Genomic DNA, 12,766 nt, shown 5'->3' on the forward strand with positions numbered 1-12,766 from the left:
GGCAGGCGCGGCGGCTGGGGGGCTGTGGCGCGGCTGGACGCGGGTCGCCACCCTGCTGCCCGCCGCCTTCGCGCAGACGCTGGCGCCGGGGCTGTTCGTGCCGCTGCTCTATCCCCTGCTGGAGCGGCTGGGATTGAGCCTGACTGACCTGCTGGGACCGGGGCTGCTCGCGCTGGCGGGCTTCGGGGTGGGCCTGACCCTCGCCGGGCGCCTCGCGGACCGGGCGCACCCGCGCCGCGCCCTCACGCCGGGGCTGCTGGGGCTGGCCCTGACCTTCGCGCTGGCGGCGCTGCCGGGGGTAGAAGACCGCCTCGCCGTCCTCGCGCCGCTGCTGGGGCTGGGGTACGGGGCCTTTCTCGCCGGGTGGAACGGGCTGGTGGGCCGGGTGCTGCCCGAGACCAACCGCGCCGCCGCCTGGGGCACCGTGATGGCGGTGGAGGCGCTGGGGTTCGCGGTCGGGCCGGTGCTGGGGGGCCTCGCCTGGACGGGCTTCGGGCCGGGCGGGGTCTTCGCGCTGGGGGCGCTCGTCTTCCTGCTGGCGGAGGTCTATTACCTGTGGCCGGGCCGGGCGGTCGCCCACGTCCCGCCGCACGCGGACCGGTCGTTGTGAGGCGGCACGTTCACAGCGCTTCCGGGTCGATCAGCAACGGGTCTTCTGCCTCGAACGCCTCGGCGTAGCGCACGCGGGCCAGGGTGCCCCAGTACATCAGGCGGGCGCGGCGGCGCTCCACGATCTCGGGGGTGACCGTTTCGGAAACGTAGCCGCCCCCGAACTGGCTGGCGTGGGCGCGGACGGCGGCCTCCCACTCGGGCTGCACGGCCTCCACGTCGATCAGCAGGTTGGCCTGGATGTCGGCGTTGCCCTGGTACAGCAGCACCCGGCCCACCCGGTGCGGCTCGCCCGGCACCTCGGCCCGCCGCAGCGCCGCGAGGTGCAGCGCCCGCCGCGCGAGGTGGAAGGCCCCGACATGGTCCGGGTGACGGTCGCGGTGGTGGGGCACCAGCAGCACGCGGGGCCGCACCGCCCGCAGCGCCGCCGCCAGCGCGTGGGCGCCCCCCGGCGTGTCGGCCAGCCCGCCGTCGGGCAGCTCGACCTGCCCGCGCCAGCCCAGCCCCATGACCCTGGCCGCCGCCACGCACTCGGCCTCGCGCTCCTCCGGGGTGCCCTGGGTGCCCCGCTCGCCGCGCGACAGCTCAAGGATGCCCACCGCCCGCCCCGCCCGCGCCAGCCGGATCAGGGTGCCGCCCGCGCCGATCTCGGCGTCGTCAGGGTGAGGAGCGAGGCACAGCCAGTCCAGCGGCTGCGCGGTGCCGTACACGGTGCGGAAGGGCAGGGGCGTCATGGGGCGCAGCATAAGCCAGCCTCCTGAACAGCACGAAAAAACCGCCCACGGGGGGCGGTGATGTCGGGAATTCTAGCGTGGTATGCGCCGCAGGTCAATCTATGCGCGGGGGAGCTCTCCGGTCCCCAGATTCACCACCTCGGCCTCCCCTGGCCGCAGGGCCGCCGCTTCCCGGTCGCGCCAGTTCAGGACGTGCCCGCCCACCCGCACCTGCCGGGTCAGCCGCAGGTCGAGGTCCTGAACCAGCCAGCCGGGCGTCTGCCACTCTCCCCCGGCGACGAGGCCGGTGTCGGGCAGGCCCAGGTCGGCCGGGGCGTAGAGGGCCGCTTGCCCCACCGCCGTCTCGACCGCGTAGGTCCAGTCGGCGTCGGCGAGCAGGGGCGCGTGCAGGGCGTAACACTGGTTTTCCAGGGCGCGGGCCATGCTGCCGACCCGGACCCGGGTGTACCCGGCCCGCCCGCCGGTAAAGGAGGGAACGACCAGCAGCTCGGCCCCGCCCTCGGCCAGCCGCCGCGCGAGCGCCGGGAACTCGCTGTCGTAGCAGATGGCGACCCCGAAGCGCAGCCCCCCGAGATCGAAGACCCGCACGCCCTCGCCCGGCCGGATGTCCCATTCCTCGGCCTCGAAGCGGGTCATCAGCAGCTTGTCCTGATGCCCGTGGGTTCCGTCCGGCCCGAACACGTAGGCCCGGTTGACGTATCCCCCGTCCTGCGCGACCGGATAACTTCCCGCGACGATCCCGACCCCGTACTGCCGCGCCAGCCGCGCGTGAAGCGCCAGAAACTCCGGCAGCAGGGCCTGCAGCGCGGGCCGCATCCCCAGGATGTCGTGGTGCAGCCCCGGCGGCAGCAGCGCGATCAGTTCCAGCGCCGCGTACTCGGGAAACACCAGCAGCCGCGCCCCCTGCCCGGCGGCCCCGGCCACCCACCCCGAGAGTTTGGCCTCGTAAGCCGCCCAGCCGGGCAGGTACTCCACCGGGTAAGCCGCCGCCGCGACCCGGACCAGTTCCACAGGTGTCTGCGTCATAGCGGAAGAATACCCGCCCGGTCGGTCCTCTCATCTGACTTACCGTTCGGTCAGTATCCTGGGCAGGTTGACCGTCACGCACGGTCCAGAGGAGGAGGAGAACCCATGGATGAAGTGATCGTTTCGCCCACTGTTCACCTGACGGCGGGAGTCGGGGTGCTGCTGACCTCGCTGGGGGCGCTGGCCGTCACCGGGCAGGGGGTGCGGGTGCGGCGGGCCTTTGGCCGACCTGAGCACCTCGCGCTGGTGCTGGCGCAGGTCGCGCTGCTGGTGCAGGCGCTGATCGGGATCAAGCTGCTGGACCAGGGCTTCGGGACCGTGCAGAAGTACGTGCACTACCTGGGCGGGGTGGGGGCGCTGGGCCTGCTGCTGCTGAACCACTGGCTGCCGCCGCTGCCCGCGCAGGCGCAGACCCGGCGGGCGCTGTGGCTGGCCGCCGCCTCCTTTGCGTTCGTGGTGCTGTCGTTCGGGGTGGGGCAGATGTACGTGCGCGGCGGCGGCTGATGCGGATGCCGGTGGAAGACCTGTTGCACAGTAAAGAGGCGGAAGTCTGAAAACGTCATCCACAACGGGCGAAAAATTCTTGCTGTGAACCAAAGTCAACTGGATGCAATTTCAGCTGCCAGCACGGCGTTTTCCCGGGTTCGACCCACTATCGCGCAGCAGGTCTTGAGTCAAACGACCGCCCGACGGTCGCGCGAGTTTCGACCTGCTTCAGCGCAGCGTCTTGCCTGGTCCGAGCACACAAGTTGCGTGAGAGGTGTTGAAAGCAGCCTCCTTAACCTTTCCCCGACTCGGCAGGCGTCTGCGGCATCTCCACGTTGCTCTTGAGCGCGCCCGCCCCAGCCTCTGGAAGTCCGCGAGCATGGTCCCAAGGTTGCGGGGACCGAGGACGCGCGTCTACAGTTCGTCGGAATATGTGCGCAGGTCGCGGGCCGGGCGGTGGATCACGCGCAGGCGGACCGTGTCAAGGACATAGTTGATGGACATCACCTGCACGTGCTGGATGTCTAGGCCGGTGCGCTCCCGCAGATCATGCAGCAACTCGGCGCGGCGGGCCAGGGGCGCGAGGTCCACCCGTTCATAATCGACCTGCACGGCGGCCAGCGGCGCGGCGAACAGCGAACTCTGCGCCAGCAGTAGCGTGAGCAGCACCACCACATTGACCAGCAGCAGCGCGGGCAGCGGCGCGTCCGATAGGCCATTGATCATCGCCATCGCCACGACCACGAAGAGGTAGGTCAGGTCGCGGGTGGTGATCGCCCCCGTGCGGTAGCGCAGGATGCCGAAGACCGCGAACAGGCCGAAGCCGAAGCCCAGGCTGATCTCGGCCCCAGAGAACACCGACACGACCAGAAAGATGGTCACGCCGAACATCAGCAGACTGAACAGCAGGTTGGGATTTTGCTGGGTCCGGCTGTACAGCCCACGCGAGACCAGCAGCACAAAAGCGAGGTTCAGCAAGAAGACGTCGGGGCGCAGGCCCTCCAAGCCGAGCATCTCAGGCGATCCCGGTCTGGCCCTGAAGCTGGCGCAGTTGCCGGAGTTGCGGGAGCAGCATGTTGTGCTTGAGCTGCGGGTAGTGCAGCGCACAGCCGACGCCGAACTTGCTCATGCCGCCGCTGCGCAGCCCCAGCCTGCGGGCGACGCCCGCAAAGTGCGCAGCGTGAAGCGTACCCGGACACTTCAGCTCGGCAATCACCACCCCGCTGAATTCCTGGGCCATGCCCGTCGTGGTGCAGACCAGCCGCAGCATCAGGTCGAGGGTCAGCCGCTCCGGAGTGGGGTGGGTGCGGACCAGCGTGATCCGGCTGCATTCCACGTCAAGGACGGGGCGCAGTAGGGCTGCGTCGATGGCATGCTCGGCCAGAAAGTCGGCCTGACGGGTGGGCTGGGGGGTAGGCGCGGCAACCCGGACCTTGCGGGTGCCGCCGCGCTCGCGCCGTTTGATCTCCAGAAAGCTGGCCCCGGTGCTGTGGTACTTCCGCCAGCGGACCTTGTGTCGGCGTGCTCGGCCAGTGTGCTGCGCACGGTAGGCCCCGAATTCCGCCGTGTCGTAGTAGCGGCTGAGGTAGCCCTGCACCGCCTGGCCCCCCACAGTCAGGATCTGATAGTCCCCCCCCAGCGCGAGCAGCAGCTCCGGCAGGCGGTCCACCGCGAAGGTGAACTTGTACTCGTGGCGGTCCATCAGTGCCGCCGCTTCCAGGTCGGCCAGCCCGATGGCCGCAAAGTCATTGAGCAGCGAGGACACGGCGAGCCAGCTCGGACCGGATTGCCAATGAGGAAAGGGAGTTGACACTGTCATGACAATCAACCTACGCAGGGAGATTAGATGAACATTAAACGGTTATTGCTTCCGGCATGAGTGAGGGTCTGTCTGACTCGAGCACCGTTTCGCGGTATGAGGTGAGGGTAGGTAGGCTCAGGGGTATTGCGGCTGAAGAAGCTGAAGAACCGGGTGCGTTCCTTCCAGCGGTTGGTCAGACAAAGCGGGAGACCATCGTGTCGGCTGAGCGCCCGAAGAAAGGCGAGTGGAGCGACGAACAATGTGAACTCATCCGCTTGATTTCCAAGGTGCGGGGGCTGCGCAGCTGGACTGGTCAGTCTCTGCTGGCAGCGCCGCCTCCACCTCCCTACCCTCTGAGGCCAAGCGCTGCCCCTTCTGCTACTGCGCAACAAGTCTTCAAATCGGCGCCCTCCCGGGTTGAGCACCCACCGGACGAAACCCATAGGACCACAGCGGGCACAGCGGGGGCGGGGCAGGTTGGGGGGCAGGAGGGGAGCCCTCCGCTATCCTGCCCCCCATGACTGGCCTGGTGTGGCTCGCGCTGGACGGGGTGGGCCACCCGGCCGACGCCCCGCCGGGATCGGTGTGGGACGCCGAGCTGCCTGCCCTGCGCCCGCTGGTCGACTCCGGTCAGGCGCTGGACGCGGCGCTGGGGGTGCCGGGCCTGCCGCAGTCGGGCACCGGGCAAAGCTGCTGGCTGACCGGGGTGAACGCGGTGCAGGTGATGGGCGAGCATTTCGGCCCGCATCCCGGCCCGACGCTGCGGCGCCTGCTGGCCGCGTCGGGCCTGCCCGGACGCCTCACGCGGGCGGGAGGCCGGGCAGCGCTCGCCAACCATTACCCCCCCGCCTACCACGCGGCGCAGGCGCGTCGGCCCCGGCCGGGCTGCTTTCCGTACGCGTTTCAGGCTGCCGGACTGCCGCTGGACCCGCCCGACGTGCCCCTGCTGTCGCCCACCCTGGGCCTGGGCTACGCGGCGCCCTGGTCTGGGCAGACCCCGGCCGCCGACCTCGCGCGGCTGGGTGAGCGGCTGGCCCACGCCGCCCGCACCCATGACCTGATCGCCGCCGACCTGTGGCTGAGCGACCTGCTGGGCCACCGGGGAGCGGTCCCGGTGCCGCCCGAGCCGCTGGCGGCGGGCCGCGCCTACCTGTGCCGGGTGGACGCCCTGCTGACCGGGCTGCTGGAGGGAGGCGCCCGCGTGGTTCTCAGCAGCGACCACGGCAACCTGGAGAACCTGACGGTCAAGGCGCACACCCTCGCGCGGGTGCCCTTTGCGGGGGCGGGAGTCACCCTGCCGCCCGCCGGGGACATCGTGGGGGGAGGACGGGCCATCGCCGCAGTGCTGGGACTTCCCCCTCCCGGTTCCTGAGACGGAGTGCGGCGCTGCGGTGAGACCAGTGACGCCGCCTGCTCCATCCGGGCCGGGCGAGCCTTGACAGGTGGCTGCCGGGAAAAAGGGGGTGAACGGCAACCCCACGAGGCCCCCCACCAGCGTTGTCCCACGGCCAGAACGGGTGCGGCCCAGCACGACGCCAAACGTGAGACAGGTTGGATTCAAACACCGAAGTTATCCACAGCCTTTTCCACAAGCCCTGTGGACAACTTCTCGCGTCTGGGCGCGGAAGAATGGCGCTCACGGCTGTGGAACGGCGTCTGAGACGCTGTTTCTGTCTGGAACAGAGCGGCAACAGCGACGCCGCCGGGTTATCCACAGTGAAACGCCAGCCTGTGGATAACTCTGAGAAACTCTGAGATCAGCGCTCGCGTGCGGCCCGCACGAAGGCCCGCACCTTTCCGGGGTCCTTGCTTCCGGCGCCCGCTTCCAGGCGGCTGACCGCGTCCACGCCGCCGGGGTTCAAGGCGCGGATGGCCCCCGCCACGTTCTCCGGCCCCAGGCCCCCGGCGAGCCAGCCTCCGGGCGGAAAGACTCCCCGCAGCGCCGCCCAGTCCAGCGGCTTTCCGCTGCCGGGGTCCGGCGCGTCCAGCATGGGCGTCACGCCGGGCAGGTTGACTTCCTCTGCGGTGGCTTCCTGCCCCAGGTCGGCGGGGCGCAGCACACGCAGGACGGGATAATACGCGGCGACCGCCCGCAGGTAAAGGGGCGCTAAAGGCCCGTGCAGCTGCACGGCGCTCACGCGGGCCGCCTCCGCCGTTCGCAGCACCTCGGTAAGCCCCTGTCCCAGAAAGACGCCCACGCGGGCCACCACCGGGCCGACGCTCAGGCCCGCCGCCCGCGCGACCTGCGGCGTCACGAGCCGTTTGCTGACGGGCGCGAAGATAAACCCCAGCGCGTCCGCCCCCGCCTCGGCCGCGAGCACAGCGTCCCGGACCGAGGTGGTGCCGCAGACCTTGACCCGGACGGGGGAGAGGGGCACCGGGGAGGGCGCGTCACTCACGGCGGGCCTCCAGCTCGGCCACCCGCGCCTCCAGCTCCTGGGTGCGGCGCAGCAGGGCGGCGAGCAACAGCGCGTAATGGTCGTAGAGCTTGGGGCGCTCCAGCCGCAGCTCGCCCGACATCCACGCCGAGAGCAGGCGCCCTGACTCACGCAGCACCTCGTCGTCGGGCACGTCGCGGTAGGAACGGTCCCCCAGGATCGCCCGGGCAAAGTTGAGTTCGCGGTNGCCCGACATCCACGCCGAGAGCAGGCGCCCTGACTCACGCAGCACCTCGTCGTCGGGCACGTCGCGGTAGGAACGGTCCCCCAGGATCGCCCGGGCAAAGTTGAGTTCGCGGTCGCTCATACACCCTCCGGTGGAATCCTGCCTGGAGCAGGATGACATCCGACTGAAAGGAGAAGGAGCAAGGGGCGTTCCGGGCGTGGAGTGGCCAGCCCGGTGCAGTGCCGGGATGGACGCGGAACAGACGGAAGGCGGAGCATGCCCGTCATTCTGGGCCAAGTGGCGGCCGGCCGCACCCCGGACCCGCCCGAAATCGGCGTCACCGTGGCCGGGCCGGGGGGTGCTACCCTCCCCCGCGTGCCCAGCGCCGCCTCCCCCTCCACCGCCCCGCAGGGCACCACCCGCGAACTGCTCACGCTCGCCGGGCCGCTGATGCTCTCCAACCTCGCCTACACGGTGGTGGGCTTCACCGACACCCTGCTGATGGGCCGCCTGGGGGTGGTGGAGGTGGGCGCGGTGGGGTTCGCCCACCTGTGCCTGCTGACGCTGGTGCTGCTGTTCCGGGGCAGCCTGAACACCGCCGCCACCTTTGTGGCCCGTGCCCTCGGCGCAGGGGACGAGGCGGGGGTGCGCCGCTGGGCGAGCGTCTTCCTGGGGTGCGGGCTGGTGGGGGTGCCGCTGGCGCTGATGGGGCCGTGGCTGCTCGACGGCCTGTTCACGCTGCTGCGGCCCGACCCCAGCGTCACGGCGGTGGCGCGGACCTACCTGCACATCCGGGTCTGGGAGGTCCCGGCCCTGCTGCTGGGGGGCGCGGCCATCTCGGTGATGGTGGGCCTGGGCAACACCCGCACGCCGATGCGCCTCGCGTGGCTGGTGATGGGGGTCAATGCCGCGCTCGCCGTGCTGTTCATCTTCGGCTTCGGGTGGGGGGTGGCGGGGGCGGCGTGGGCCTCGGTGATCGCGGTGACCCTCCAGAACGGACTGGCGGTGTGGTTGCTGGGGCGGCTGCATGGGCCGCGCTTCGGGCGCTTCTGGCCTGCCCGCCCCACCCGCGCCGAACTCGGCAGCCTGGGGCGAGTCAGCCTGCCCGCCGGGGTCACCGAACTGGCCGAGGTGAGCGCCTTTACCGTCTTTCAGGGGGTGATCTCGCGGCTGGGACCGACCGAACTTGCCGCCTCGCAGATCGCCAACCAGCTTGCCAGCCTGGGATTCCTGCCCGCCTTCGCCCTCTCGTCGGCGACCGGGAGCCTGCTCTCGCGGGCGCTGGGAGCGGGCCGGGCCGACATCGCCGCCCGCATCGGCTGGCGGGGAACCGGACTGGCCGCCGCCTTCATGGGCGTGCTGGGGCTGCTGTTTCTGGCGCTGCCGGAGACCCTGATCGGCCTGTTCAACCGCAGCCCCGAGGTCCTCGCGCTGGGGACGGGCGTGCTGGCGGTCATGGCCGCCTACCAGATTCTGGACGGGGTGGCCATCGTGCTGGGCGGGGCGCTGGGTGGGGCGGGCGACACCCGCTTCCGGCTGATCGTGACGCTGGTGGGCGCGTGGCTGGTGATGGTGCTGGGCGCGACCCTGCTGGCCCCCCGCTACGGGGTGACCGGGGCGTGGGCGGCGGCGCTCGTCTTTATCGCCTTTGCCGCCGTCGCCTACGCCCTGCGCTTCGCCTCCGGGCGCTGGGTGCGGGCGCGGCTGTGATCTGGATGGCGGACCATCCGCCGTGGAGGACGGCGGCCCACCCTCCGCAGTCGATCAGGCTTCTCTGCGCTGCACAGCTTTCCAGGCCCGGTCGGGATTCACCGCTCTGGCCCCACGGGTTCTCCGGACCCCGTCTCAACCCTGTGGCGCCGCCCGCCCCCGCACCCGCCGCGCCCGGAGCCCCTGCGCCGCCAGCGCCCCCACGAATTGCAGGCCCAGCACGCCCGCCACCACCCCGGTGATGCTCGCGTCGAGCGCGAGGGCCACCACGTAGCCCAGCACGCTGGCACTCAGGCCCGCGCCCAGCGCCAGCCCCAGCGCGGTGCCCAGCCGCCGGGTCAGCAGCAGCGCCGTCGCGGAGGGTACGACCAGAAAGGCCACGACCAGCACCGCGCCCACCGCCTCGAAGGCCGCCACGACCGTCAGCGCCACCAGGGTCAGCAGCGCTCCCGACAGCAGCCGGGGCGAGAAGCCCAGCGTGCGGGCCAGGCCGGGGTCAAAGGTGGAGAGCCGCAGCTCCTTGAACAGTCCGCCCACGAACAGCGCATTGACCAGCCCCATCCCGCCCACCAGCACCCACGCAGCGGGCAGGCCCAGCCAGCCGGGGCGGAAGGGCGTGTACGCGATCTCGCCGTACAGCACCGCGTCGAGGTCGAGGTGGACGTTGCCGTAGTTCAGGCTGACCGCGATCACCCCGGCGGCGAAGAGGGCCGGGAAGACCAGTCCCAGCGCCGCGTCCTCCTTGACCCGGCCACTGCGGGCGATCAGCGCACTCAGGCCCACCGTCAGCAGCCCGGACAGTGAGGCCCCCACCAGTGCGGGCAGGGAAGCGAGGCTCCCCCCGCTGAGCCAGTACCCCGCCACGATCCCCGGCAGCGCGGCGTGGCTGATCGCGTCGCCCAGCAGCGCCTGCCGCCGCAGCACCAGAAAGAGGCCCGGCAGCGTGCAGGCCCAGGCCACCATCACGGCGGTCCCCACGATCACGAGGTCAAAGGGAAGGGTCACCGCCGCCCTCCCGCCAGCTCCCGACGCAGCCGCGCCCGCGCCTGCCGCTGCCGTCCCCACCCCGCGATCACGCCCCGCCCCGGTGCCAGCAGCAGCGACAGCACCGCCAGGGCCGTGGCGGTGAGCACGGTGACGGCCCCGGTGGGCAGCCCGGCCCCACCCTCCGGGGAGAGGGCGAGGCTGAGCGCCGCCCCCAGCCCGCCGCTCAGCGCCCCGAACCCACCGGCCAGCCGCAGCATCCCGCCCAGGCTCCGCGTCCACTGCCGGGCGGCGACGGCGGGGGCGATCAGCATCGCGGCCATCAGCACCACGCCCACCGTCTGAAGGCCCAGCATCACGGCCAGCACGGTCAGCGCGGTGGACAGCGCGGTCAGCCCCGCCACCGGCCAGCCCTGCACGGCGGCGTAATCGGGGTCGAAGAGGCTGAGCTGGAGTTCCTTGTGCAGCGCGGCGACGGTGCCCAGCGCCAGCGCCCCCAGCACCGCGAAGCGGGCCACGTCCCCGGCGGTCAGCGCCGCCGCCTGCCCGAACAGGAACCCCTCCAGCCCCGCCTGCGCCGCGTTCCCACTCTGCCCGATGGCGGTGAGTAGCGCGATCCCGATCCCGAAAAAGGTGCTGAAGGTGACGCCCAGCGCCACGTCCTCCTTCAACCGGCTGTACCGGAGGATGCCGAGGGCGAGCAGCGAGGCCAGCAGCCCGCTCAGCCCACCGCCCACCAGCAAGCCCAGCGTGTCCCGCGTGCCCGTCAGCAGGAAGGCCGCGCAGAGGCCCGGCAGCGCCGCGTGCGCCACCGTGTCCCCGATCAGGCTCTGGCGCCGCAGCACGCTGAAGCACCCCAGCGTGCCCGCCACCAGCCCCAGCAGCGCCGACCCCAGCACGATGGAGCGCAGGGTGTAGTCGGTGAAGAAATCGGCGGGGCTGAGGCTCAAGGGGGGCCCCCCGCCAGCGCCGCCGCGAGTGCCCCGTGCCGCTCGCCGTAGGCCGCCCGCAGGTGCGCCGGGCTAAAGGCCGTCCCGGTCGGCCCCGCCGCCACCAGCGAGACGTTGAGCAGCGCCACCCGGTCGAAGTACTCGCGCACGGTGTCGAGGTCGTGGTGGACGACCACCACCGAGCGCCCCTGCCCCCGCAGCCCGTGCAGCACGTCCACGATGGTGCGCTCGGTCACGGCGTCCACCCCCGCGAAGGGCTCGTCCATGAAGGTAAGGTCCGCTTCCTGCGCGAGCGCCCGCGCCAGGAACACGCGCTGCTGCTGCCCGCCCGACAGCTCGCTGATCTGCCGCCCGGCGAAGTCGGCCATGCCCACCCGCTCCAGGCAGGCCAGCGCCTGCGCCCGCTCGCGCCGCCCCGGACGCCGCAGCCAGCCCAGCCGTCCGTACAGGCCCATCGTGACCACGTCGAGCGCACTCGCCGGAAAATCCCAGTCCACGCTGGTGCGCTGCGGTACGTAGGCCACCCGCCGCCGCACCCGCGAGAGCGGTGCCCCGAAAAACAGCGCCTCACCCGCCAGCCGGGGCACCAGCCCCAGCGCCGCCTTGAGCAGCGTGCTCTTGCCCGCCCCGTTCGGCCCGATGATCGCGGTCAGCGAGGCGGCAGGCACCTCGAAGGACACGTCCCAGACGGCGGGGGCCTCGGCATAGGCCACGCTCAGGCCGCGCAGCGCCAGCGGCGGCGCGGACCCGGCGAGGCTGGCGGGGGCGGTGCCCGGCACGGTCACGGTCATCGCAGCCCCTCCACGACAGTCTCGACGTTGTGCCGCACCATCCCCAGGTAGGTGCCTTCCGGGGTGCCGGGGTCGCCCGCCGCGTCCGCGTAGAGCGAGCCGCCCAGCTCGACGGCGTGTCCCCGCGCCCGCGCCGCCTCGCGCACCGCCTCCACCGTGCGCGGCGAGACGGTGGACTCCACGAACACGGCCCGGATGTCCCGCTCGGCCAGAAATCCTGCGAGTTCCCGCACCCGCACGCCCCCCGCCTCCGCGACGGTGCTGAGGCCCTGCACGCCCTGCACCTCCACGCCGTAGCGCCGCGCCAGATACCCGAAGGCGTCGTGCGCGGTCACGAGCACGCGCTGCCGCTCCGGCACCGTGCGGAACTGCGCGGCGGTCCAGCGGTCGAGCCCCGCCAGTTCGCCCAGGTAGCGGGTCAGGTTGGCGGCGTAGACCTCGCGGCCCTCCGGGTCCACACGGGTCAGGGCGTCGGCGGCCTCCCGCGCCACCCCCGCCCAGAGGGTGGGGTCGAACCAGACGTGCGGGTCAGGGTTGCCTGCTGGTCCCAGCAGCCTTTCGCGGGGCAGCGTCTCGAACAGGGCCACGCTGGTCGTCCGGCTGTTCAGCGCGTGCAGGACGTCCACCATCTTGCCTTCCAGGTGCAGCCCCCCGTACAGCACGAGGTCCGCCCCCGCCAGCCGCCGCACGTCGCCCGCCGACGCCTTGTAGAGGTGCGGGTCCACCCCCGGCCCCATCAACCCGGTCACCCGCACCCGGTCGCCGCCGATCACGCCCGCGAGGTCGCTGAGCATGTTGACGGTGGTCACGACATTGACCCGCCCGTCGTCCGGGGTGGAGGGAGCCGGGGCACACGCACCCAGGCCCAGCGCGGCGAGCAGCAGGAGGCCGCGCTTCATTCCGCCCCCCCGTGCACGTGGACCTGCGCGGCCACCGCCAGCGCGAGCGTCAGGCTTCCGCCCGCCAGCGTCAGGGTGAGGGTGCCCAGCGCAGGGTCCACCCGCGTGAGGGTCAGCGCGGCGCCCGGCGTCAGTCCGGCCGCCACCAGCGCCCGCAGCCCCGCCGGGTCGC

Annotated in this window: 15 protein-coding genes; 4 read left to right on the forward strand and 11 right to left on the reverse strand. The window is 72.0% G+C overall.

All coding sequences use genetic code 11. The features are described 5' to 3' along the window. The coding region (locus QOL99_RS09760) for an MFS transporter (protein ID WP_285523397.1) at positions 1–610 on the forward strand (610 nt) is incomplete at its 5' end. Between the two features lie 10 nt (positions 611–620). Here QOL99_RS09760 and bshB1 read toward each other — a convergent pair. Both bshB1 and QOL99_RS09770 read right to left on the reverse strand, forming a co-directional pair. Continuing rightward, positions 621–1,343 carry a bacillithiol biosynthesis deacetylase BshB1 gene (bshB1, locus tag QOL99_RS09765; protein WP_285523399.1) on the reverse strand — a complete coding sequence of 241 codons (723 nt, stop codon included), beginning with the start codon at positions 1,341–1,343 and terminating at the stop codon, positions 621–623. 99 nt (positions 1,344–1,442) lie between these two features. Continuing rightward, complete coding sequence (locus QOL99_RS09770) at positions 1,443–2,369, reverse strand: carbon-nitrogen hydrolase family protein (RefSeq protein ID WP_285523400.1); 927 nt, start codon at positions 2,367–2,369, stop codon at positions 1,443–1,445. Between the two features lie 105 nt (positions 2,370–2,474). On the opposite strand from QOL99_RS09770, the gene QOL99_RS09775 reads away from it, so the two are divergent. After that, positions 2,475–2,873 (forward strand): hypothetical protein, encoded by a 399-nt coding sequence (locus QOL99_RS09775; RefSeq protein WP_285523402.1) that lies wholly within the window; start codon positions 2,475–2,477, stop codon positions 2,871–2,873. A 396-nt stretch (positions 2,874–3,269) separates the two neighbouring features. Here the strand turns inward: QOL99_RS09775 and QOL99_RS09780 are convergent, their stop codons facing one another. Both QOL99_RS09780 and QOL99_RS09785 read right to left on the reverse strand, forming a co-directional pair. Further along, complete coding sequence (locus QOL99_RS09780; RefSeq protein ID WP_285523403.1) at positions 3,270–3,869, reverse strand: DUF4956 domain-containing protein; 600 nt, start codon at positions 3,867–3,869, stop codon at positions 3,270–3,272. 1 nt (position 3,870) lies between these two features. After that, complete coding sequence (locus tag QOL99_RS09785; protein ID WP_285523404.1) at positions 3,871–4,620, reverse strand: VTC domain-containing protein; 750 nt, start codon at positions 4,618–4,620, stop codon at positions 3,871–3,873. Positions 4,621–5,173: 553 nt separating this feature from the next. On the opposite strand from QOL99_RS09785, the gene QOL99_RS09790 reads away from it, so the two are divergent. Further along, a complete protein-coding gene (locus QOL99_RS09790) occupies positions 5,174–6,028 on the forward strand; it encodes a metalloenzyme domain protein (RefSeq protein ID WP_285523406.1) in 855 nt (284 codons plus the stop codon). 385 nt (positions 6,029–6,413) lie between these two features. Here QOL99_RS09790 and QOL99_RS09795 read toward each other — a convergent pair whose 3' ends face one another. Continuing rightward, positions 6,414–7,055, reverse strand: a complete 642-nt coding sequence (locus QOL99_RS09795) for a phosphoribosylanthranilate isomerase (protein ID WP_285523408.1) — start codon at positions 7,053–7,055, stop codon at positions 6,414–6,416. Further along, positions 7,048–7,290, reverse strand: coding sequence for a hypothetical protein (locus QOL99_RS09800; protein WP_285523418.1), 243 nt, complete (start codon positions 7,288–7,290; stop codon positions 7,048–7,050). Before QOL99_RS09800 ends, QOL99_RS09795 begins: the two co-directional genes overlap by 8 nt. 345 nt (positions 7,291–7,635) lie before the next feature. Between QOL99_RS09800 and QOL99_RS09805 the strand changes: the two genes are divergently transcribed. Beyond that, entirely contained in the window at positions 7,636–8,970 is a 1,335-nt protein-coding gene (locus tag QOL99_RS09805) for an MATE family efflux transporter (RefSeq protein WP_285523409.1), read from the forward strand. Between the two features lie 135 nt (positions 8,971–9,105). On the opposite strand, the gene QOL99_RS09810 is transcribed toward QOL99_RS09805, so the two are convergent. Genes QOL99_RS09810 through QOL99_RS09830 form a run of 5 tightly spaced genes read right to left on the reverse strand, consistent with a single transcriptional unit; the run spans position 9,106 to position 12,740 of the window. Next, the gene (locus QOL99_RS09810) at positions 9,106–9,975 is read right to left on the reverse strand and encodes a metal ABC transporter permease (RefSeq protein ID WP_285523411.1); all 870 of its coding nucleotides are present in this window, start codon (positions 9,973–9,975) and stop codon (positions 9,106–9,108) included. Next, on the reverse strand, positions 9,972–10,904 hold the full coding sequence (locus tag QOL99_RS09815) for a metal ABC transporter permease (RefSeq protein WP_285523413.1): 933 nt from the start codon (positions 10,902–10,904) through the stop codon (positions 9,972–9,974). Before QOL99_RS09815 ends, QOL99_RS09810 begins: the two co-directional genes overlap by 4 nt. Further along, the gene (locus tag QOL99_RS09820; protein WP_285523414.1) at positions 10,901–11,695 is read right to left on the reverse strand and encodes a metal ABC transporter ATP-binding protein; all 795 of its coding nucleotides are present in this window, start codon (positions 11,693–11,695) and stop codon (positions 10,901–10,903) included. The genes QOL99_RS09815 and QOL99_RS09820 overlap by 4 nt, the downstream gene beginning before the upstream one ends. Next, positions 11,692–12,594: a metal ABC transporter solute-binding protein, Zn/Mn family gene (locus QOL99_RS09825; RefSeq protein ID WP_285523416.1), complete on the reverse strand. Its 903-nt coding sequence runs from the start codon at positions 12,592–12,594 to the stop codon at positions 11,692–11,694. Before QOL99_RS09825 ends, QOL99_RS09820 begins: the two co-directional genes overlap by 4 nt. Then, positions 12,591–12,740: a FeoA family protein gene (locus QOL99_RS09830; RefSeq protein ID WP_407650168.1), complete on the reverse strand. Its 150-nt coding sequence runs from the start codon at positions 12,738–12,740 to the stop codon at positions 12,591–12,593. Before QOL99_RS09830 ends, QOL99_RS09825 begins: the two co-directional genes overlap by 4 nt. Positions 12,741–12,766: the final 26 nt, after the last annotated feature.

Origin of the sequence: Deinococcus rhizophilus, from assembly GCF_030271215.1 — a bacterium.
Taxonomy (GTDB): Bacteria; Deinococcota; Deinococci; order Deinococcales; family Deinococcaceae; genus Deinococcus; species Deinococcus rhizophilus.

Coding starts and splice junctions, on each gene's coding strand:
- bshB1 (WP_285523399.1), bottom strand. CDS start 1,343: ATGACGCCCCTGCCCTTCCGCACCGTGTACGGCACCGCGCAGCCGCTG.
- QOL99_RS09770 (WP_285523400.1), bottom strand. CDS start 2,369: ATGACGCAGACACCTGTGGAACTGGTCCGGGTCGCGGCGGCGGCTTAC.
- QOL99_RS09775 (WP_285523402.1), top strand. CDS start 2,475: ATGGATGAAGTGATCGTTTCGCCCACTGTTCACCTGACGGCGGGAGTC.
- QOL99_RS09780 (WP_285523403.1), bottom strand. CDS start 3,869: ATGCTCGGCTTGGAGGGCCTGCGCCCCGACGTCTTCTTGCTGAACCTC.
- QOL99_RS09790 (WP_285523406.1), top strand. CDS start 5,174: ATGACTGGCCTGGTGTGGCTCGCGCTGGACGGGGTGGGCCACCCGGCC.
- QOL99_RS09820 (WP_285523414.1), bottom strand. CDS start 11,695: ATGACCGTGACCGTGCCGGGCACCGCCCCCGCCAGCCTCGCCGGGTCC.
- QOL99_RS09825 (WP_285523416.1), bottom strand. CDS start 12,594: ATGAAGCGCGGCCTCCTGCTGCTCGCCGCGCTGGGCCTGGGTGCGTGT.